This window comes from Clostridioides sp. GD02404 (assembly GCF_045898275.1).
Taxonomy (GTDB): Bacteria; Bacillota; Clostridia; order Peptostreptococcales; family Peptostreptococcaceae; genus Clostridioides; species Clostridioides difficile_A.
The window spans coordinates 1-22,087 of sequence record NZ_JBJOCA010000001.1 but is presented as its reverse complement, the minus strand read 5'-3'; the positions used below and the strand labels follow the sequence as shown (position 1 = coordinate 22,087).

Here is a 22,087-nt window from a genome sequence, read left to right as displayed (position 1 = left end):
TATATTTAACAAAAAACATCAATCATAGGGATTAATCACTTAAGTATTGAATATTAATTTATAGACAAACGGTAATTTGTCAATTACAATCTATCAATTTTTTGTTTTATTTTAAATTCACTTTATATCTTCATACTATAAAGGTTTGCCTCTTTCTCATCCCATAAAATAGGTATACTATTTTTAACTGCGATATGACATCTCTGTCCTAATTTGAAATTTGGGAAATAATATTTAAATTTGGAATTGCCATACAAAAGTGTATCATTTCCTTTTTCTATTACAAAGATACATTCCTCAAGGTTATAAAGGATATTTTGATAATTGTTTGCCTTGTTCTTGATTCCTTTTGATTTCTTCTTTTGTAAAAACAGTGATATCATCTGTGACATCATGATAAGCATATCAATTTCTTTCTGTGTCCATATACGCAATCCTGTACATTCATCAAAACCAATAAATCCAGTAAACACAGAATCTTCTAATATTGCACATTGTAAAGTGGAACATATTCCCTGTTCAGATAATATTTTTTTTTGATCATAAGGCAATATATTAATATCTCTACAGTAAAAAATAGAATCATCTCCAAATAATTGTTCGTAATTACCATACTCCTTGAAGTCCAAGTTCTGAAGTCCATCTATCTCTGGAGTAATTCCTTCATTACACCACTCATATGTGTTAGATGTTGTAAGGTTATCTTCAGCATTTTCAAAAATATAAGCTCTGCTTACTTCAAACTGTTTCCCAATGATACTCAAAACTTCTTTAATTGACTGATCAAAATTATTAGATTCATACAGTGTAGTGAACACATAACCTACAATAGATACATTTCCATCTGCGTTCTCTGTTTCGATCTTTGTTCTAATTGAAGTGTAACTGCTAATTTTTTGTTCTAAAGATATTTCATCATAAAGCATGTAGTTGTTTTTTCCTTGTTTTTTCACTTGATAAAGTGCTTTATCTGCATTAGAATATAATTCTTTGAAATTAGGACCATTTTCTGGATAAAGTGAAATACCAATGCTACAGCTTATGTTAAAATTGTTTTTTTCATTTGCAAACAACTGTTGAAACATTTTAATAAGATCATGAGCTTTTTTTCTAGCACCATCAGAATCGGAATCTTTCATAAATATGATAAATTCATCTCCACCAATCCTTCCCACAATGTCATTTGAACACATAATCTGTTTCATTCCTTTAGCCATTTCGCAAAGAACCATATCACCTACAATATGTCCCTTCGTGTCATTGATAGTTTTAAAATCATCTGTATCAATCATAAACAAACAACCCTGCCCATTAGGTCTTTCCTGGATATAATCTTGAATCTGTTTCTCAGTTTCAACACGACTCAAAGCATTTGTTAGTGGATCTCTTTCTACCATGTTAACAAATGAATTGTTTCTCTTTTTCTCTATTGTCATATCCATACCAAAACAATAGATGGATGAAATTCCATCCATACTTTCTTTTCCATCTACATAGTATAGCGTAACTGCCCAAATTTTTTCTTCTTTCGTTCTGGTATATACTTTAACTTCCAATGCTACACTATCTCCTGTTTCATCGAAATTCTGTGCTAATCGACTTACACGGCTAAAATCATCGAAATCTATACAATCTATACAATTGTAATAAACATTTTCTTCTTTTATGTATTGTTCTTTAGTATAATCAAGCATTTCCAAAAACTTATCATTATACCATATAATAGATTGATGATCATTTGCATCAATTCTTATAGTCGCAATTGGCAGATCTATTTGATAAGCAATGCATTTATCAGGATTGATTCTATCTTTTATCTCAGAAAAACCTGATGATGCATCTACATTTGGTAAAATAGATTTCCTCAAATCATCTTTATTAAATTTATAATTTTTCTGTAATGATTTTTCTATTTTCATGCTATTCAATCCTTTCCCCTCTTATACATTAACCTGTGCTTTATTATATGGTTTCTGTTATGTTTTTATTTTACCATCATATATTTATATTTACTACCCCAAACATTCTTAGAGTGCTTTCAAACTAATTTTGTGCACTACTATTCATCTACCCAATACTTTTCTCTTCATATCATAGTGTAATATATAAAATGTTCAACCATATAAGTACTCTAAAGTTATATCGTCTTAAATGATATAAACTATTCTCCTTAAAATCTATAAGTTTTATTATTAAATATTTTATATATTTTTGTAGTAAACTAAATCAAAATAATTATTTGTTATAAATTCTTAATAATTATGAAACTCATTTGTTATTTATATTTGTTAATATATTTTTATACCCAAGAAGTTAATAAATCTAAAACAAGGTAAGGAGCGTGATAAATTATACTAGATACTTTCATAAATTTTTAAGTTCTTATCAACATAGACATCTATACTTCAATATTTACTATATTCATTAACAATATAAAAATACTAGTTTTATTTCATAATGAATATACTCACTGTTTTCTAATACCTATTTTTAGTATAAAATAAAAATTGGTTAAAATAAAATTTCAAGGGGGATTAATAAATTGACTCAAAACATATTGGTCGTGGATGATGATAAGGAAATAGTTGATGCTATAGAATTCTATCTAAGACCTGATAACTTTAATATTTTAAAAGCATACGATGGATTGGAAGCATTAGATATGTTAATTGAAAATGATATTAAATTAATAATAATGGATGTAATGATGCCAAATTTAGATGGTCTCAAAACTACACTTAAAATAAGGGAAAAGAAGAATATACCTATAATCCTTTTGTCTGCAAAATCAGAAGACATGGACAAAATTATAGGTCTTAATATGGGTGCTGATGACTATATAACTAAGCCATTTAATCCACTAGAACTTACTGCTCGAGTAAAATCTCAACTTAGAAGATACATAAATCTAGGAGATTTTAGCAATTTAAACAATTCAAAGGATACTAATTATATTCTAAAAAGTGGTGGTCTGGAATTAAATACAGATACAAAAATAGTTTCTTTAGATGGCGAAGAAGTTAAGATGACTCCTATTGAATATAAAATACTTACACTTCTTCTATCAAGAAAAGGTAAAATTTTTTCTTCTCGTGAGATTTATGAAAATGTTTGGAATGAAAATGCTTACAGTTGTGAAAGAACAGTTGCTGTTCATATTAGAAGAATTAGAGAAAAAATTGAAATTAATCCAAAAGAACCAAAATATTTAAAGGTGGTGTGGGGTATTGGTTACAAAATTGAAAAACTTAATTATTAATGATTCTAAAGCAAAATTCATTTTATTATTATTACTATTTCTATTAAGTTCTATATTGTTTGAAGCAGTTTATGATTTGAATAATAATTTTACTTATAATATTGATTATTACTATAGAGAGTTTGCTCTACCTTATTTTTATTTTTTCGGAGCGCCTTTGCATTTGTCAAAAATAGAATTAGAGTTTGTCTGTATAGGTGTTATATTATCAAGTTTTTTATTGACTATACTATGTTTTACATTATATAAAAAAAATAAACAGACTAAAGTCAAATTCTTAGAAAATGTCATAAGTCTTTTTTCTAAGGTAAAAATAGAACTTACACTTATATTAATTTTGATACTATTAGCCTTAAGGTTTCATGCATTTTCAAGTAATAAAATATTTTACAACACTAATTTAATAATCTACAATTTTATCATTATATCTATAGTCTACATAATATATGAAAATATTAAATATAATAACTATAATCTAAAAGATATGTCTATAACATATGTATTCTTTTCAAACTTACTTAGCATGTATAATAGAAAGACTATAAACAAAAAATTAGCTATAGTATTTTTAATATCTATAGTTATACAAGCTATTATTCAATATCTGGTTTTGATATTCTTTATGTATATATATTATGCTGAGGCAATAGCTATAGTAATTTTATTTACACTTGTAAACACAGTTTTTCATTTTTATATATACAACTTTTTATCGGCTAAGTTTAATTACATAAATAATATATCAAAGAATGTAAAAAATATTGAGAATGGAAATCTAAAATACAAGCTGGAAGTAATAGGAGATGATGAAATATCTACTTTAGCCAAAAGTATAAATACTATAACAGATGGTCTTGAAGCTGCTGTAGATGCTAATATAAAAAGTGAAAGGATGAAGACAGAACTTATCACAAATGTATCTCATGACTTAAAAACTCCACTTACATCTATATTAAATTATGTAGATATGTTAAAAAATAATGAATTTGATAAAGAAACTATAAACGACTATATAAATATTTTAGATAAAAAAGCACAAAGATTAAAGTTATTGATAGAAGATATATTTGAAGCTTCTAAACTCAGCAGTGGTGATGTGGAATTTAATATAACAAAAACTGATATAAAAGAACTTTTAATTCAAAGTACAGTAGAGTTTGAAGATAAAATTCAAAGTAGTAATTTAGATTTTATAATAAAAACACCAGAACATTCTGTATTTACTATGATAGATGGGAAAAAAACTTGGAGAGTTTTTGAAAATCTAATTAATAATATATTAAAATACTCTATGCCAAACACTAGAGTTTATATAGACATGCTTACAGAAGAAGAAAATATAATATTAACATTTAAAAATATTTCAAATGATAAACTAAATCTAAAACCAGAAGAACTACTAGAAAGATTTAGAAGAGGTGATATAGCTAGAAAAACAGATGGCTCTGGCCTTGGTTTATCAATAGCTCAAAACATAATTGAATTAGAAAATGCAAACATGCAAATAATTATAGATGCTGATTTGTTTAAGGTGGTACTTATTTTCAAAAAAGTTAATTAATATAAGATTACATAAGGTTGTAATTGCAGGTTAGTATCATATCACATTAGATGATAGTTATCTTGCCAATTACAACCTTATAAAACACTCTCAATACACATATTTTTAATATATAGTCCTATTTCTTCCTAATTTTTTAGCTTTATATAATTTCTTATCTGCTTCACTTAAAAATACTTCAAATGAGTTAAAACTTTCCCATTCAGAAATTCCAATACTTACAGTTATTTTATGTCCAATACCTTCAAAGTTATATTCAAGTAAATTGCTATGGACTTTAGATTCTATATACAATGCTTTCTCTATGTTCTCTGTTAAGATAATAAACTCATCTCCACCATACCTTCCAGAAAATAAATAATAAGATTCAAATGATTTAACCATGTGACCTACTGTTCTTATAACTTCATTACCTACTAAATGTCCATAAGTATCATTTACACTTTTAAAATTATCTATATCTATTATCATTATTGCATATTTCTTTAAATTTTCTTTAATAACTTTTCTTATATTTCCTATAATTGCTCTCTGGTTTAATAAACCTGTCAATTCATCAGTGATGGCTAATTGCTGAAGTTTTTTATTTGCTTCTATTAACATAACTTTCTGTTCTTCTATTTCCTTAGTTTTTTCATGAACAATTGCTTCTAATCTATTATTTTCTGCTTCCATCAGACTTATTGGAAAATATTCGCCTACCTTCTGTAAGTCATTTGCAACAGAAGTATGAACACTACTTATTAATATCTCTCCTTCACATTCAACACATAAATAAGTTACTCTTATTTCTACTTGAAAATTATAGCCTTTCTTAGTTTTTTTACCAACCAAATATTCACCAAATACCATATGTAAATTTTTTGAATATTCTCTACTGTCCAGCCATAATTTTTCTATGCTAAAACCTTCTGGAGACTGTCTTATATATGCCTCTAATAAATGTTCTACCTCTTCTATACTATTACCTACTTCAAACTTTCCTGTGCCAAACCAACAGATGTTTTTATGAAAAAAAGACATGCATTTTTTTACATTTCTCTCTACAAAATATGAATTTATAAATTCTTCAACTCGCTTAATATATTCACTTTTACCCATAGTATCATTATCCCCTTATCATTCTACTAAGGTTATTATATCATGACATTTGATGTTTGTTTTAAAAAAGAAAAAAACCTCCTTGGAGGTCTTTTTCTAAATGTTGGGGTTTATATTTACATATTTTTTGATTATACCTTTTTGGTTTGATATTAATACATTTTAAATTATATTTCTCTATAATTCATCATGTATTTCATCTCTCTGTATTTATAATATCACATAGAGTTTCCATAATCAGTTACATCTCTGTTACCTTAGATTACAATTTTGTAATATTTGTAATCTAAGGTATAAATTTACATCCATTCTTCAATATAAATATATGCTTTTTATTAATCCTAAAGACCTTTTAAATCATATTTTTCTAAGAAAATTTTTAGCTTAGAATAAATTTGTTCTGCTCCGCCAATCTTATTTGATTCAATATTTAAAGCCAGTAATGGTTCATGTAGTGATATTCTAAGTAAAAACCATCCATCACCATTTGATTCATTACAATTAACTCTTATACCCTCGAAATTATTTGGTGCTACAGACCATCCATCAATACTTCTAACATGAGAATCTAAATCTTTTAATATATCTTCTGCATATGGTCTAAAATCTTCTTTATTAATACCTATTCTAACTTCTTTTTCTTCTTTTGCTTCTTCAAGATTTTCTATCAATTCTTCTATAGTCTTTCCTTCTAAGGATAATTTTGCTACTTTTATTAAAATTTTAGCTATTAAGTATGCTCCATCATCTAAGAAATAATTTTCTTTTAATGCTGCATGTCCAGATGTCTCTATAGCCAAATTGCATTCTTCGCCTTCACTATTTAATCTTATGGCTTCATTTATTACATTTTTATACCCTCTTTTAAATCTATGATGTCTTCCTCCTAATTCATTTATGAACTTAGCAAGACCTTCAGAAGTAATAGAATCAGTTACTATAGCTGTTTTTGGATGTTCTTCTAATATTATTGATGATATAACAGCTATAAGAGCATTTTTATTTATTGGTTTTCCATTTTTACCTACAATAGCAGCTCTATCTACGTCTGTATCAAATATTATTCCTAAATCGCTCTTATTATCTAGTACAGCTTTACATATGCTTTCCATTGCTTCTTTATTTTCAGGGTTTGGTATATGGTTTGGGAACATACCATCTGGGTTCAAAAACTGACTACCTGTTGTATCTGCTCCCAGTATGTGTAAAACTTTTTCAGCAAAGAATCCACCAGCTCCATTTCCTGCATCAACTAATATCTTTAGTCCAGAAAAAGGCTTTTCATAATTTTTGCTTGAATTTACACCTACTCTAATTTTATCTATTAATAAATTAGAATAGTCTTCTATTAAATTTTTTACGATGACTTCACCTTTTTTATCAACTTCGTTACAATCTTCACTAACATTCTTAACGGCTATGTCCAACATTTCTTTTATATCAGTTTTTTCTAGTCCTCCATTTTCTGTAAAAAACTTTAAACCATTATAGTAATATGGTAAGTGACTAGCTGTAATCATAATTGATCCATCAGAATTATATCCATCCATAATAGTTGTCATAAACATTGCTGGAGTTGTGGCAATATTACAATCAATTACATTACAATTGTCATTAGTCAAAGTTTCAATAACAGTACTTCTAAATTGACTTCCTGTTATCCTAGAATCAGTTCCTATAGCAACGGTTACTTTCTCTTTCTTAGTCTTTTCTTTTAACCAAATATGAAACGCTTTAGCTATTTTTCTTACTTCTTCTACAGTTAGATTAACTTCCTTAGAATCATTTTCATATGCTATTCCTCTAATATCAGTACCATTTTGCAGTTTATATAGGTCTCCCATAAAAAATTCTCCTTACTTAACTAAAATTTTTATTAAATATTGTAAAATTTATTGTTTCTATTCAAGCCCTTCATTATGAAACAGAAACATCTTATAAATTTATATCGTTACTTTATACTTTCCTTTAGCTCTTTTATTTTGTCTTTATATGAAGTTGGAGGTTTGTCATTAAATAAAGCTGAAGTACCAACAACGTATATATCTACTTTTTTACCATTCATAAGTTTGATAGTATCCTTATTTATATTTCCATCAACCTCTATAAATGGAGGATTATCATAATCTTTTAGTATATCTGTAAGTTTATCCAACTTATCCAATACAGAAAGATTAAACTTTTGACCTGCAAATCCTGGATTTACTGTCATTACTAAGATACCCTCAACTAAATCTATATATTCTTCTATTTTGTCCACACTTGTTTGAGGACTTATTGCTAAGACTGGCCCTATACCATAATCTCTTAACTTTTGTATATCTGCTTTTACATCTGTACTTGATTCTATATGAAAAGAAATATATTTTGGCTTTATATAAGACATCATATCGATATACTTGTCTGGAGTTTCTGTAGCTAAATGAATGTCTAAAGGTATTGTTGTATTTTCACTTATTGACTTTAATAGCTCTGGACCCATAGCCAAGTTTTTAACAAATATTCCATCCATAACATCACAATGAAGTAATTTCACATCTGCTTCTTCAAGAGCTTCTAATTCCTTTTTTAAATTCATTTGGTCTGCACACATTATTGAAGCACAAATAATAGACATAACTTTCCTCCTTGTTATAAATTTTAGATACTTATAAGTTTTCTTTTTCTATGTCATCAATCATTTGTAATCTTCTTGCATGTCTTTCTCCATTATAACTTGAATTTAACCATTCTTCAACAATTCTCATTGCCAATCCTTTTCCAACAACTCTTTCACCTAAACAGAGTACATTTGTATTGTTATGCTCTCTAGTAGCTTGAGCTGAGAAACAATCTGAAACAACAGCAGCTCTAATTCCTTTAAACTTATTTGCTGCAATAGACATACCAATACCTGTTCCACAACAAAGTATACCTAAATCTGATTTTTTACTTTGAACATTTTGACTTACTTTCTTTGCATATATTGGAAAATCTACACTTTCCTTTGAATTTGTACCTACATCTTCAACTTCTATACCTTTATTTAATAAGTTTTCTTTTATAAATTCTTTTAATTCATAACCACCATGGTCGCATCCAATAGATATCTTCATTAAACAGCACCTCTTTCATGATTTTTCATTTCCATTTTTAATATTTTTCAATTATCGTAAAAATAAAGCTGTCCCATTGTAGAAATTTCTTTCTATTTTTAAGACAGCTTTAATTGATTTATATTAAATCAATTTATTATTAGATATATTTATATCTATAATAATTCTTTTATATTTTTTACTATATCTTCTGTAGTTAATCCATAATGCTTTAATAAATCAGCTGGTGTACCTGATTGACCAAATACATCTTTAACACCAATTCTTCTAATTACTACATCTTTAGTTTCTGCTAAAGCTTCACATACAGCTGAACCTAAACCACCTATTATGCTATGCTCCTCTGCTGTAATTACTTTTCCAGTTTTCTTAGCAGTTTCTTTTATCAATGCTTCATCTAATGGTTTTATTGTAGACATATTGATAACTTCTACATTTACACCTTCTTTAGTAAGTTCTTCTGCTGCTTCTAAAGCTTTTGCTACCATTATTCCTGTAGCTATTACTGTTATATCAGAACCTTCTCTTAAAACAGTTCCTTTTCCTATTTCAAATTTGTAATTTTCACTGTTTATGTCAGGAGTCGCAGCTCTACCTAATCTTATATACACAGGTCCATTATAATCAATAGATGCAAGTATAGCTTGTCTTGCTTCTAAAGCATCTGCTGGATTTAATACAACCATATTTGGTATACCTCTCATTAGAGATATATCTTCTATAGCTTGATGGCTACCACCATCTTCACCTACTGTTACTCCTGCATGAGTAGCTGCTATTTTAACATTTAAATTTGGATATGCTACAGAGTTTCTTATTTGTTCATAACCTCTCCCTGCTGCAAATATTGCAAAAGTACTTGCAAAAGGTATTTTACCACAAGTAGCAAGACCTGCTGCTGTACCAATCATGTCACCTTCTGCTATCCCCATATCAAAAAATCTATCTGGAGCAACTTCTTTAAATGTTATACTTTTTGTAGCTTTTCCTAAATCTGCATCTAATACTACTATATCTTTATTTTCTGCAAGTTCTTTTAACACTTGTCCGTAAGCTTCTCTAGTTGCTATTCCCATTCTTATAGACCTCCTTCTAAATCTTTCAATGCTTGTTCTGCTTGTTCTGCATTTGGAGCTGTTCCATGCCATGCAGCATTATTTTCCATAAATGAAACACCTTTACCTTTTACTGTCTTAGCTATTATTACAGTTGGTTTTCCTGTAACTTTTTTAGCCTCATCAACTGCATTTCCTATTTCTTCAAAAGAATGTCCATTTACTACCATTACATTCCATCCAAAAGATTTGAATTTGTCATCTACTGGATTTACATTCATTACTTCTTCATTAGAACCATCTATTTGTAATCCATTTAAGTCAACAAATGCAATTAAATTATCTAATTTGTAATGTGATGCTGTCATTGCAGCTTCCCATACTTGACCTTCTTGGATTTCGCCATCACCTAATATAGTATACACTGTATAGTCTTTGTTATCTAATTTTCCTGCAAGTGCCATACCATTTGCTGCAGATAGACCTTGACCAAGAGAACCAGTAGACATATCTATTCCTGCTACTTTTTTCATGTCTGGGTGACCTTGTAATTTAGAACCAAATTTTCTTAATGTTATTAGTTCTTCTTTTGGGAAAAATCCTTTTTCTGCTAATGTGGCATATAAAGCTGGTGCTGCATGACCTTTTGATAGAACAAATCTATCTCTATCATCCATTTTTGGATTTTCTACACATACATTCATTTTCTCAAAATACAACACTGTCAATATGTCAGCTATTGATAATGAACCACCTGGATGTCCGCTTTTAGCTTCTGCAACCATTTTTATTATGTTTTTTCTAATGTTATTAGAATGATATCTAAGAGTGCTCATACTTTCTTCCTCCTGTTATTTTTTAAGACCTTACATTTCTTATCCTACAGTAGATTTTACAATTTTTTTTAAAATAATACAAATGTTTTTTTAAGATTTTACTGCTACTTTTATTTCTTCTCCGTTCATTAAAGCTGTAATACCCTCTTTAAATTCGTCTAAACTAACAGTTCTCGTAACTAAAGCTTCTGTATTTACTTTTCCACTATTCATTAAATCCAATGCTATAATCCAAGAACTAGGCTTTTGTGATCTACTTCCTATATATTGTAATTCTCTTTGAACTATTGCATCTTGGTCCATTTCATTTAGTTTCTTAGCAAATATTCCAACTTGAACAAAAGTACCTTTTTTTCTAAGTAATCTTAAAGCTTCATTAACTGCTGGCATAAATCCAGAACAATCAAAGGCTTTACTTACTCCATTTCCATCAGTCATTTCATTTACTACATCTGCTAAATTTTCTTCCATTACATTTACTGTTCTATCTACACCAAGATTTTTAGCTATTTCTAATCTTTCTTTATCTTTTGTAACTCCAGACATTATAACTGTAGCACCTTGAGATTTAACAACTTGAGCTAATAATAAGCCGATTGGTCCTGGTCCTATTATTAAAACTGTATCATTACTTTCTATAGTAGTCTTTTCAAGAGCTGCATGAACACAACAAGCTAGTGGCTCTGTAAGAGCTGCTGATAATAAAGATACATTTTCAGGAAGAACATGTATACTTTCCTCTCTTGATAATACATACTCAGCAAAACTTCCATTTACTTGAGTCCCAATACCTTTTCTAGTTGAGCATAAGTTATAATCTTTAGTTGCACAGTATATACAGCTCTCACAAGTTGCAAAAGTAGTTTCTGATGTAACTCTATCTCCTACTTTTATATTTTTAACATCTTCTCCTATTTCTACAACAATTCCAGAAAATTCATGCCCTAATGTTACTGGAGCTTTTATATTTGCATATTCTCCTTTAAATGAATGTATATCTGAACCACATATACCACTATATTCTACTTTTATTTTAACCTTGTCTCCTGTAGCTTTTGGCTCTTCTACATCTAAGACTTCTACATTATCATAGCCTGGTTTAGTTTTAACTACTGCCTTCATTATTTTTCAACCCCTTGTGGTAAAATTAATATCTTATTAAATTCTTCTTTTCTATCTCTTATCATCTCAAAAGCTTTGTAAGTGTCTTCAAGTGAAAATCTATGAGATACCATTTCTTTTAATTTTATTTTTCCTTCATTAACTAGGTTGATTCCTTTAGTCCATTCTTGCCCTGGGAATGGTGCAGAATAAGAGTTCCAGAAACCTTTTAATTCTAGTTCTTTTCTAAATATATTTTCAAATGCTTCTTCTGATAAAGTTATATCTGAGTATGCTATTCCTAAAAATCCTATTTTACTTTTCTTTTTAGTTATAAGTAAACACTGTTCTTGAGTTATTTTTGAACCTGCACATTCAAGAGCTATGTCAACACCTTTTCCATCAGTAAGTTCTTTTATTTTTTCTACTGGGTTAACATCTTTAGCATTGATTATTATATCAGCCCCTAATTCCTTTGATTCTCTTAATTTATTCTCAGATATGTCAACTGCTATAATTTTTCCTGCTCCTGCTATTTTAAGTCCTTGTATTACTAATTGTCCCATTGTTCCACTACCCATTACAGCTACAGTGTCTCCAACTTGAACACCTATATTAAGTACTCCATGCATAGCAACTGCTAATGGTTCTATCATAGCTGCATCTTCAAAATCCATGTCTCCTATTGGTAATACATTTGTAGCTTTTATATTTGCATACTCTGCAAAAGCTCCAAAAGTCTTAGCTCCTAACATTCCATGGTCATCACATAGTGAAAATAATCCTCTTTTACAATATTCACATTCATTACAAGGTATAAAAGGAATTGCAACTACTCTATCTCCAACTTTTACATTCTTTACATCCTTACCAACTTCAGCAATTACTCCAGAAAATTCATGTCCTGGTATAGCTGGAACTGGATATTTCCAATGTTTTAATACTCTTGGAGGATCTGACCCACATATTCCTGCTGCCATAACTTTTATTTTTACTTCATCACTTTCACATGGTTTTATTTCTATATCTTCAAATCTCATATCATTTGTGCCATGTAATACTGCTGCTTTCACGATAAATCTCCTCCTCTTGTATTTTGTATTTTTTAAAATTTTATAAAAAATATTACTCTTTTCTAGTAGCTGCTAAATGTTAAATTTTCGCATACTTTACTAAAAAAGAGTAATCTCTATTAACTACATATTAGAATATTCCAAATGAAGAAACTAATTGAGATAATTTCAATATTCCCCATTTTAGCAAGTTACCACCTGTATCTATACTTGTAACCATTGTTGTTCCTTTTGGCATCATGTTTGCTTGTTGTAATAATTGTGTATGAACATCTGCAAAGTTTGTAGCCATATAAAGTGATATAGCTATTACTATAGTTCCTGTTATAACTGACTGAACTATATTACCTTTTCTAAAGCATACTATAAATGCCATATAGAATGGTATTGTCGCTAAGTCTCCAAATGGTAGAACTTTATTTCCTGGTAATATAACTGCTAAGAATAGAGTTATAGGAACAAGTATAAGAGCTGTTGATATAACTGCTGGATGCCCAGTTGCTACTGCTGCATCTAGTCCTATATAAAGTTCTCTGTCTCCATATTTTGCTTGTAAGAAATCTCTTATTGATTCTGAAATTGGAATTAGACCTTCCATTAATATTCTAACCATTCTAGGCATAAGTAACATTACTGCACCCATTGATATACCTACATTGAATATTCCTGCTACATCATATCCAGCAAGTGCTCCAAGTATTATACCTAATATAATACCCATCATCATTGGTTCTCCAAAGATACCAAACTTTTTCTGTATAGAATCTGGGTCTGCTTGTATCTTATTTATTCCTGGTATTTTTTCAACAAATTTTCCTACTAAATATCCAAGTGGAGCAAATGAAGCTGTTGAACCAGTTGGTAGTGCTATACCTTCTAAATCATAAAACTCCTGGACGTTTTTGGCTGTTTTTTCTGCAATAAATAGTACTAATAATTCCATTAATATCGCACAGAATATAGCCCAAAGGTAACTTCCTGTTACTATATATCCAACTGCACCTGCTACTATAAAGTGCCAATAGTTCCATATATCAACGTTTAATATCTTTGTTTTATTGAAGTATAATAATAGTAAGTTTACTAATAAACAAACTGGTATTAATATTGGTGCAACTGGTGAAGCCCATGTTGCTGATGCTGTTGTTGGCCAACCAACATCTATTACTGTTAAGTTAAGTCCAAATCTTTCAACCATTCCTTGAGCTGCTGGCCCTAGTGTTGAAGTTAATAGGTTTACAACTAAGTTTATACCCACAAATCCTATACCAATTGTAAGACCTGACTTTAGAGCTTTTGTAAACTTAATTCTAAATATCATTCCTAAGACTACAATTGTTATTGGTAGTATTACTGTTGGTCCCATGTTTAAAATGTATTGTACTACTGCTAATAATTTATCCATTTATAAATCCTCCTTTTTCTGTTTTATAAAATATGATTTCAATGTATTTATGATAGGATTATTTTAAAGCATCTAATATTTTCTTATCTAATGCTGCTGTATTTACTCCAGTTATATAAGCTGTTGCTTTTATTGCTGGTATATTATAAGTTGTTGGTAATATAGTTGTTGATACTATTAAGTCTGCTCCATCTTGCTTTGTTGCACATTCAGCTATTTTGCATTGTATAACTTCTGCTTGTATATTGTTTTCCTTAACTAATCTCTCTACCTTGTCACAAACTACTGTTGATGTTGCTATTCCTGCTCCACATGCTACTAATATTTTTTTCATTTTTATTTCCTCCCAATGATTTTATTTTCTATTTTTTATTTTTAGTACTTTTCTTTTTTATTTTTATAAAGACTTTATTGTCTTTAAAACTTCTTCTTTGTCAGTAGAATTTATTAACTTGTCAACTAACTCTTTATTTTGCATAATTCCCATCAACTCTGTTAATACAGATAATTGACTATGTGGTTGATTAAGACCTAATACAAAAGCTAAATTTACAGGCACTTTTTCATCTTGGTCTTCCATAGAACTAAATACTACTGGTTCATTAAAAGTACAGACTGCTATAAATTGCTCTTTTATATATTCTGCATCTGTATGTGGTATGGCTACTCCATAGTCACCTAAATTTAAACCTGTTGGAAATACATTCTCTCTTCCTAATATTTTTTCTCCAAATTCTTCTTTTACAAAGCCTAGTTCAAAAACTTTATTATGTATTTCTTTAAAGAAATCTTCTTTTGTTTTACACTCCATTTTAAGGTTTATAACTTTATCACTTACAAAATTTATAAACTCCATATTTACACCTCCTAATTGCACTTATCTTATATCTTGTTTTTCTTGCCTTTATATAAAGCATGCCGCGTGCCAAAAAGTGGCTTTTTTTGTGAAACAAAAGAAAATGTTTTCCCTAAAATGCTACTCTATTATAGGTTTTTACCCAACTTTCATTGATAAATTTTTTTTAATTTTTATTTTAATTTTTACTTGTTAATCACTTAACTAACCATACTTTTTTATATTTTTTGTGGTTTTTTTTGTTACAGAAATGATTTTTTTGTTTTTTATTACTGGTTTTTTATGTTTAATAATCTTTTTATGTAATTATTTATTCTAAAAATAGTTTATTTTTTCATATTTTCTTCATCTATTCTATTTTTAGATGAATGAATTTTCATATAATTGTCCAATAAAATTCATTTTTAGCATAAATAAATTCATCTATTTTCTTTATTCATGTAATAAAATCAAGATGTCAACATGAAAACTTAATATGAAAAGGTGGTAAACTATGAAAAGAAAAAATTTATTTAAGATTGTATTTTTATGCAGTGTATTATTCATTTTCGGAATTTTTGTAAATCGAGTCTTTGCAAATCAAAACAAATCAAAACCAACGCTAGATATCTCTATAAATGGTTATGATATAACACTTTCTAAAGAAGGCATTTTTAATAGTCAAAATGTAAAGCAGCTTAATTCTACTACCCAAAATAGCATAGCAGTAAAAAACAATGATAAAGCAAGCATTGTAAAAATAAACGACAAAGAAATCGATATATCTAAAAACTCTACTTTTGAATTGAAAGAAATAAGTAGTTCCTCAAAAATAAAAATATCTGTTATGTATAAAAATGAAAGTTCATACAGAAATTATTATATAAATTCTCTTTCAAAAAACTTTCCAAAGTATAATGTTACTGCAAATAGCCCTTATGATGGTGATTATTATCTTACTACGCACAACGAAGAACATAATTTTGTATTTAAATTAAACAATGATGGAAATATAATTTTTTATAAAGAGGTTGAATCAAATCCTTTTGACTTTAAAAAAATAACTACAGAGGATGGTAAAATTAGATATGGGTACTTACTACAAGATAAAGATTCAACAAAAAGAATAAATGCTGTTGGATATTCACCAACTTATCTTGTAATCTTAGATGAGAACTATAATGAAATAAATAAAATTACTATGGAAAAAAGTAAAAATATAGATGCTGGTACTGAATTAGAAAATCATGATTTTATATATATAAATGACAATCACTATATTGTTTCTAGTTATCAAAAAGTTAAAGCAACAAATATTCCATCAAGTTTAAGTAAAGGAAATTCACCTTATGTAGTAAATAGTGTATTACAAGAGATAAAAGATGGAAAGGTTGTATGGCAGTGGGAAAGTACTGACAATCAAAAACTATATTCAGAAAGCGTTGAAAACAATACTTTTAGCCAAAAAAGTGACTCAGCTTTAGATTATGTACATTTTAATTCTATGGCTATTGACCCAAATGATGGAAACTTAATTTGTTCATTTAGAAATCTAGATGAAGTTATAAAATTAGATAGAAAAACAGGAGAGATTCTTTGGACATTAGGAGGATTGGGAGATGAGTTTAACTTAACAGATAATCAAAAATTCTCAAGACAACATAATGCTAGAATTACAGAAGATGGATACATAACTCTATATGATAATGGCGTAAAAAATCAAGCTACAAGAGTTGTTAAAATAAAATTGGATGAAGAAAATAAAAAAGTTACCGAATATAATTCATATAGTATAGATGACTACTATAAATATATGGGGTCAGTTCAAGAAATAGATAGTGATAAAAATGTGTTTTTGATTGGTACTGGAGGAAAAGCTGGAGAAAGCCAGGATTTAGTAGCTATGGAAAAAGACTTTTCTAATGACAAAATTTATTTTAAATTCTCCTTTAAAAGTGGTGAAAGTATGTATAGATGTTATAAAATTCAATAACAAATTTATCTAATATAAAAAGCAGGTGCCAACTCTTATGTTGTTGTAACACCTGCTTAAATATTAGAAAATCACTATAATACCATATTATTGGTATTTTCCTGTCTACAGTTTTTAATTTCTTATATTCACTAGATAATCCTATTTATTTGGTCTATGCATAAACTATTATAATACATATTTTCTCTTTTAGTACTGTCCTTTATTAACCCATAATTATATGTATCTGTATAATTCTAAAATATTATAAATTAATATAAAAAAATTATTATTTGTCGTATGTATTAAGTTAAGTTGTTAAGGATTTGCTATCACAAATCTTTGGTCTTCACTAGGAGAAACACCTTTTTGTTTTTCTATATATTCTGTTATTATATCCGTAATTTTAATATTTGTCTTATCACATTTCTTAATATATTTGTCTGGAACGCTATAATCCATAACAGCAATTGAATATGATTTGTTTAAATCTATAGAATCTCCTTCTGCTGTTGTAATCTTTTTAATTCTTTTACCTGGTTTATCTGTTGGAGAATACTCCATTTTAAGCCCAGAAAAATAATAAAACCATCCACTATTGTTGTTATCCACAGTTATAGAGTGTTCTAAAGTGTTAAGGAGGTCTTTACCAGTCATACTTATCTTCCATAGTGTTCCAGTCTCTCCATGCTTTAAATCAGGAAATATTCGTTGTATATCTGTTGTTGTAACATCACCTTTATAAAGCTTAGCGCTAACTCCCTTACCATTATAGCGTCCATCTTTACCATTATCTAAAAACAATGCAATTTCACATCCACTTTTCGCACGCATAGCATCTGTTATAAGGTTTCCTGTTTCAATCATAGAAAAATCTTTTTTAGCATTTCCAATTACTTTAGGACTTATAGCTTTTGAAGAAGATGTGTTCTGTTTATCAACCATTTTTATAACATCATTTTTATCTAATGTCCCATCTATCATTCCAGCAAGACCTTCACGCAATGAGTCTTGTATATTTTTAAAAGTAGGAAAAACAGCATATCGTCCATGTTTTAAAGCTGGTAATAATGGTTCTATTTCGGGTTCACTTGGTAATGGCATCCCTTTTAAACTTGAAAACATGCCACCAGCATCACTAGATAATGCTTCTTGCCCTTCAGGAGTACTAATATAATTCATCAACTGCATTACTAAGTCATATTTTTCTTTATTTTCTGATTCAGTTAAATGCTTATTAAGACCAATGTAACAAACCATATATAATCTAGCCCAATCTCCATCTTCACCAGGACTAAAAAACGGCATAAGTGCAAATTCATCAGTAGACCCAGTTTGTTCAAAAGCTGAATGTGCCAGTAAATTAGAGTCTTCTGTCATAGCACATTGACGAGTAAACAACATATTTTGGCTATCTTGATAGTGTAGATTTAAGTCATTCTTCTTCAGTACCCCTTTTTGGATAAGTTCTTGAAAAACGTCCAAAGAAGGTTTGAAATGATCACCAAAACTTCCACTTCCATTATTATAATTATCAAGCCATTTAGCATCTTCAGGTTTACTAAAGCTATTTGCATAGTTAAAACCAATAAATGGTGTATCTAAGACTTCTTTATTTCCAAGACTAAGTTGTAAGGAACGCATACCTGTCTTCTCAATTTTTTGACATAATTCAATGAATTCATTATAATTTTTAGGCACATCCCAACCATTTTCTTCAAATAATGTTTTATTATAGACAATAGCACGTATAGTTGCAGGTCCTGGTAAATAATAAAGCTTTCCATCTCTAGTAATAGGCTTAAGCATGGATGTATTATACTTACTGGTAAAAGTCATACCAGATAAATCAATAAGTCGGTCATCCCAGTATTCCTCTCCTACATCTAATGGCCAAGTCATAACTATATCAGTTAAATCATCATGCTCTAAACGTGCTTTATATTCCTCTGCTAAAGTAGTATTGGCTGTGTAGTTCCCAACTTGAACAATATCAATATTAGGAAATTTTTTTTCAACAGCTTTTTCAAAGTTATTAATTGAAAAAGCATACTTAACCAAAATAGTAATAGGAGTTCGATTATCTTGGGTTACTTTTTGTGTTAGAATATCTTCTGTTTCATTTTTTGTACACCCACAAATTATAAAAGTTACAAAAATACTAAGTAAAATTAATACCAAAGATAGTTTGATTTTATAAAAGTGCCTTAAATATTTAAGCTTCAAACATCGTAACATATAGTATCACTCCTCATCATTTTTTGGTAACCCAAATAAAAGTTCTTCAAAATTTGAAATTGGCATTGGTTTTGCAAATACATATCCTTGAATATAGTCACAACCTATTTCTTTTAGCATTTTTACTTGATTATACTCTTCAACACCTTCTGCCACAGTAGTCATAGAAAGTGATTTTGCCATAACAATTATACTGCTTACTACAGACTTAGTACGACCATAGTTGTTTTTAGTATTTCTAAAAAATATCTTATCTAATTTTAATGTATCTACAGGTATATCCTGTATAAGATTTAGTGAAGAATATCCACTTCCAAAATCATCCATAGAACATCCAAATCCCATTGAATGAATTTCATCAATAATGGCAGATAAACGTTCAGTATCTTCATATACCATATTTTCTGTCAGCTCAATCTCAATATACTGTGAAGGCACACTATAACGTGAAAAAATTTCATAATACTTATCTAAAAACTTTTCATCTTTTAATTGAATCCTTGAACAGTTTACAGATATTTTTACTAAATCTTTGCCTTCATTTAGCCATCTTTGCAAAGTCATACAAACATTTTCAAATACCCATAAATCTACATTTACAATAAATCCATTTTTCTCAAACAATGGGATAAATGCGTCTGGATAAATCATACCTTCTGATTTACTAATCCAACGAACTAATGCCTCTGCTCCCCCTATTTTCTCATTTTCAGTCATATATTTAGGTTGTAGATATACTTGGAATTCTCCTTCTTCTAAGGCACTTTCCATCATATCCTCTAACTGTTTTTCACGTACTAATTGTTGACGAACCTTTTCATTATAAATAGAATACTTTATCTTGTTATTTTTAAAATCTTTTGTAGAATCACGTAGTGCAAGTTTTGCGCGGTCAGCCATGTACGGAAATTCCATAGAAGTATCTGTAATTATAAAAACACCAAATTGTATGGAAAGAGAAGCCCACTCAAACCCATATTTTCCAGAATTTTTCATAATAGCATCATACCAATCTTCAAATCTTCTAGTAAGAGAAGAATCCTCACTATATGATATGAGTATACAGAAGTTATCTGCAAACAATCTTCCCATACATTCATTAGGAGCTAAAAGAGAGGTTATACCATCATACACTCCTCGTAATATAGAATCTCCTGCTTTTCTTCCAAACTGGTCATTTAGCATTTTAAACTTTTCAATATTCATATATACAAGTGCATATTGTTCAGAAGATTGATTTAATAAGTCATCTGAGATATTATAAAATTTCTGTATTGTATTTCCTTTAGTCACAGTATCTACATAGGCAATCTGTTCTAAGTTCTTCTTATGTCGATAAAAAGATATTATCAAAGCTATTGTAAGAATTGCAAATGCTAATGTTATAAAACCACATAATAATAATGTAATCTTTAACAATAAGTTAGATTTTGCATTTACTACAGATACTGGCACAAAAGTTAACAAATACCAATTTTCCTGTCCAATAGGAATATATACCATATATTCGTGTGAACCATTTAATTTAAACCCGATTTGCCCACTAAGATTATTGTTTATATCATTTTTCATCTTGCTGAAGTCACTATTAGAATCTAACTGAGATTGGCTTATAGTGTTCAGTATATTATACCCTGTTTTTTCAGCAATAGGAGATGATGAACGAACTACCACTGTACCATCTTTATTGATAATATGTGAATATGCTTGATTGTTAAATGAAGTCATAGATAGCACTTTATCAAAGGCTTCAGGAGAATAACTTATCGCAAGTGCAACTATATTTTTATTATCAATTGACACATTATCTAGTGGGACAGCAAAAACTATACATTCTTTATTATCTATCATTTGTGACACAGACATAGATTCTTTCTTATTTATGACAGCATCTTGAAGGTATGCATCACTGCTAAGAGAAACTGATTCGCCATCAGAATTATATGCAACTCCATTTTCATCAATCATCATAATATCTTGGCAATTCCAATATTTTTTTTGAGAATCCATTATAGGTTTCGCTTTCTGAAAAGAATCTATATTTGTATTTTTTATCATTAATGCTATTGTATCTAATATAGAGTAGCTATCATCAATAATCTTACTCACATTACTACCTATTCTATTAGATATTTCTTGAAGATAGTTGCTACTTTCTTCTTGCACAGTGTTTCTCAATTTACAATAGTATTTAAAACATATTACACCCATAAAAAAACATACAACTATGAATACTATTGCTATTGCCCTAACCATTTGTGTGCTGTTTAACGTTTTTCTTTTTACACTCATATAATACCCCTTGAATAATAAATCTAAATATGTATTAATAATTAAAGACTTCTGGATTCAACTTAAACTTAGTAAGTAATTTATTGTATAATACAAGTTTAGATTAATAATTAAATACCTTCATTTATACAAAAATCGTTATCTTCTACTATACTACTTAAGAAAACAAGAATTTAATATATTCATTTCTAATCTAATAATAATCATTTCTTGAAAATGAAAGCTTAATAGTTATTTTTATTAATTTATAATTTATAAAAGATT

General features: G+C 28.7%; 17 protein-coding genes. 3 read left to right on the top strand and 14 right to left on the bottom strand.

Features of this window, described 5'->3' with window-relative positions; all coding sequences use genetic code 11:
- Positions 1 to 122: 122 nt before the first annotated feature.
- Positions 123 to 1,694, bottom strand: coding sequence for a GGDEF domain-containing protein (locus Q3287_RS00085; protein WP_407963282.1), 1,572 nt, complete (start codon positions 1,692 to 1,694; stop codon positions 123 to 125).
- 848 nt (positions 1,695 to 2,542) lie between these two features.
- Between Q3287_RS00085 and Q3287_RS00080 the strand changes: the two genes are divergently transcribed.
- Together Q3287_RS00080 and Q3287_RS00075 are read left to right on the top strand one after the other, a co-directional pair.
- A complete protein-coding gene (locus tag Q3287_RS00080; protein WP_407963281.1) occupies positions 2,543 to 3,259 on the top strand; it encodes a response regulator transcription factor in 717 nt (238 codons plus the stop codon).
- Positions 3,228 to 4,820 (top strand): histidine kinase dimerization/phospho-acceptor domain-containing protein, encoded by a 1,593-nt coding sequence (locus tag Q3287_RS00075; RefSeq protein WP_407963280.1) that lies wholly within the window; start codon positions 3,228 to 3,230, stop codon positions 4,818 to 4,820. The genes Q3287_RS00080 and Q3287_RS00075 overlap by 32 nt, the downstream gene beginning before the upstream one ends.
- Positions 4,821 to 4,925: 105 nt before the next feature.
- Here the strand turns inward: Q3287_RS00075 and Q3287_RS00070 are convergent, their stop codons facing one another.
- The 11 genes from Q3287_RS00070 to Q3287_RS00020 form a co-directional block, all read right to left on the bottom strand.
- A complete protein-coding gene (locus Q3287_RS00070) occupies positions 4,926 to 5,921 on the bottom strand; it encodes a GGDEF domain-containing protein (RefSeq protein ID WP_407963279.1) in 996 nt (331 codons plus the stop codon).
- A gap of 341 nt (positions 5,922 to 6,262) precedes the next feature.
- Positions 6,263 to 7,765, bottom strand: a complete 1,503-nt coding sequence (locus tag Q3287_RS00065; protein ID WP_407963278.1) for a phosphomannomutase/phosphoglucomutase — start codon at positions 7,763 to 7,765, stop codon at positions 6,263 to 6,265.
- Positions 7,766 to 7,872: 107 nt separating this feature from the next.
- Positions 7,873 to 8,538, bottom strand: coding sequence for a ribulose-phosphate 3-epimerase (locus tag Q3287_RS00060; RefSeq protein ID WP_407963277.1), 666 nt, complete (start codon positions 8,536 to 8,538; stop codon positions 7,873 to 7,875).
- A gap of 31 nt (positions 8,539 to 8,569) precedes the next feature.
- A complete protein-coding gene (gene rpiB / locus Q3287_RS00055) occupies positions 8,570 to 9,016 on the bottom strand; it encodes a ribose 5-phosphate isomerase B (protein WP_054277101.1) in 447 nt (148 codons plus the stop codon).
- 155 nt (positions 9,017 to 9,171) lie between these two features.
- Positions 9,172 to 10,092, bottom strand: coding sequence for a transketolase family protein (locus tag Q3287_RS00050; protein ID WP_074178380.1), 921 nt, complete (start codon positions 10,090 to 10,092; stop codon positions 9,172 to 9,174).
- A 2-nt stretch (positions 10,093 to 10,094) separates the two neighbouring features.
- The gene (locus Q3287_RS00045) at positions 10,095 to 10,907 is read right to left on the bottom strand and encodes a transketolase (RefSeq protein ID WP_407963276.1); all 813 of its coding nucleotides are present in this window, start codon (positions 10,905 to 10,907) and stop codon (positions 10,095 to 10,097) included.
- A gap of 90 nt (positions 10,908 to 10,997) precedes the next feature.
- On the bottom strand, positions 10,998 to 12,029 hold the full coding sequence (locus tag Q3287_RS00040) for a zinc-binding dehydrogenase (protein ID WP_054277103.1): 1,032 nt from the start codon (positions 12,027 to 12,029) through the stop codon (positions 10,998 to 11,000).
- Positions 12,029 to 13,081 carry a galactitol-1-phosphate 5-dehydrogenase gene (locus Q3287_RS00035; protein ID WP_054270926.1) on the bottom strand — a complete coding sequence of 351 codons (1,053 nt, stop codon included), beginning with the start codon at positions 13,079 to 13,081 and terminating at the stop codon, positions 12,029 to 12,031. The genes Q3287_RS00040 and Q3287_RS00035 overlap by 1 nt, the downstream gene beginning before the upstream one ends.
- A gap of 130 nt (positions 13,082 to 13,211) precedes the next feature.
- Entirely contained in the window at positions 13,212 to 14,486 is a 1,275-nt protein-coding gene (locus tag Q3287_RS00030; protein ID WP_054277105.1) for a PTS galactitol transporter subunit IIC, read from the bottom strand.
- A 58-nt stretch (positions 14,487 to 14,544) separates the two neighbouring features.
- Positions 14,545 to 14,820 carry a PTS sugar transporter subunit IIB gene (locus Q3287_RS00025; RefSeq protein WP_021385190.1) on the bottom strand — a complete coding sequence of 92 codons (276 nt, stop codon included), beginning with the start codon at positions 14,818 to 14,820 and terminating at the stop codon, positions 14,545 to 14,547.
- A gap of 63 nt (positions 14,821 to 14,883) precedes the next feature.
- Positions 14,884 to 15,342, bottom strand: coding sequence for a PTS sugar transporter subunit IIA (locus Q3287_RS00020; protein ID WP_021385161.1), 459 nt, complete (start codon positions 15,340 to 15,342; stop codon positions 14,884 to 14,886).
- Between the two features lie 493 nt (positions 15,343 to 15,835).
- Here Q3287_RS00020 and Q3287_RS00015 point away from each other — a divergent pair, with 493 nt between their 5' ends.
- On the top strand, positions 15,836 to 17,314 hold the full coding sequence (locus Q3287_RS00015) for an arylsulfotransferase family protein (RefSeq protein WP_219672962.1): 1,479 nt from the start codon (positions 15,836 to 15,838) through the stop codon (positions 17,312 to 17,314).
- Between the two features lie 297 nt (positions 17,315 to 17,611).
- On the opposite strand, the gene Q3287_RS00010 is transcribed toward Q3287_RS00015, so the two are convergent.
- Both Q3287_RS00010 and Q3287_RS00005 read right to left on the bottom strand, forming a co-directional pair.
- Entirely contained in the window at positions 17,612 to 19,531 is a 1,920-nt protein-coding gene (locus Q3287_RS00010) for an extracellular solute-binding protein (RefSeq protein ID WP_407963275.1), read from the bottom strand.
- 6 nt (positions 19,532 to 19,537) lie between these two features.
- Positions 19,538 to 21,823 (bottom strand): GGDEF domain-containing protein, encoded by a 2,286-nt coding sequence (locus Q3287_RS00005; RefSeq protein ID WP_054277108.1) that lies wholly within the window; start codon positions 21,821 to 21,823, stop codon positions 19,538 to 19,540.
- Positions 21,824 to 22,087: the final 264 nt, after the last annotated feature.

What these genes read in the sequence shown, in the direction of transcription:
- Q3287_RS00030 (WP_054277105.1), bottom strand. Translation starts at nt 14,486, where the DNA reads ATGGATAAATTATTAGCAGTAGTACAATACATTTTAAACATGGGACCA.
- Q3287_RS00005 (WP_054277108.1), bottom strand. Translation starts at nt 21,823, where the DNA reads ATGAGTGTAAAAAGAAAAACGTTAAACAGCACACAAATGGTTAGGGCA.
- Q3287_RS00070 (WP_407963279.1), bottom strand. Translation starts at nt 5,921, where the DNA reads ATGGGTAAAAGTGAATATATTAAGCGAGTTGAAGAATTTATAAATTCA.
- Q3287_RS00040 (WP_054277103.1), bottom strand. Translation starts at nt 12,029, where the DNA reads ATGAAGGCAGTAGTTAAAACTAAACCAGGCTATGATAATGTAGAAGTC.
- Q3287_RS00010 (WP_407963275.1), bottom strand. Translation starts at nt 19,531, where the DNA reads ATGTTACGATGTTTGAAGCTTAAATATTTAAGGCACTTTTATAAAATC.
- rpiB (WP_054277101.1), bottom strand. Translation starts at nt 9,016, where the DNA reads ATGAAGATATCTATTGGATGCGACCATGGTGGTTATGAATTAAAAGAA.
- Q3287_RS00060 (WP_407963277.1), bottom strand. Translation starts at nt 8,538, where the DNA reads ATGTCTATTATTTGTGCTTCAATAATGTGTGCAGACCAAATGAATTTA.
- Q3287_RS00065 (WP_407963278.1), bottom strand. Translation starts at nt 7,765, where the DNA reads ATGGGAGACCTATATAAACTGCAAAATGGTACTGATATTAGAGGAATA.
- Q3287_RS00045 (WP_407963276.1), bottom strand. Translation starts at nt 10,907, where the DNA reads ATGAGCACTCTTAGATATCATTCTAATAACATTAGAAAAAACATAATA.
- Q3287_RS00085 (WP_407963282.1), bottom strand. Translation starts at nt 1,694, where the DNA reads ATGCTTGATTATACTAAAGAACAATACATAAAAGAAGAAAATGTTTAT.
- Q3287_RS00020 (WP_021385161.1), bottom strand. Translation starts at nt 15,342, where the DNA reads ATGGAGTTTATAAATTTTGTAAGTGATAAAGTTATAAACCTTAAAATG.
- Q3287_RS00025 (WP_021385190.1), bottom strand. Translation starts at nt 14,820, where the DNA reads ATGAAAAAAATATTAGTAGCATGTGGAGCAGGAATAGCAACATCAACA.
- Q3287_RS00015 (WP_219672962.1), top strand. Translation starts at nt 15,836, where the DNA reads ATGAAAAGAAAAAATTTATTTAAGATTGTATTTTTATGCAGTGTATTA.
- Q3287_RS00050 (WP_074178380.1), bottom strand. Translation starts at nt 10,092, where the DNA reads ATGGGAATAGCAACTAGAGAAGCTTACGGACAAGTGTTAAAAGAACTT.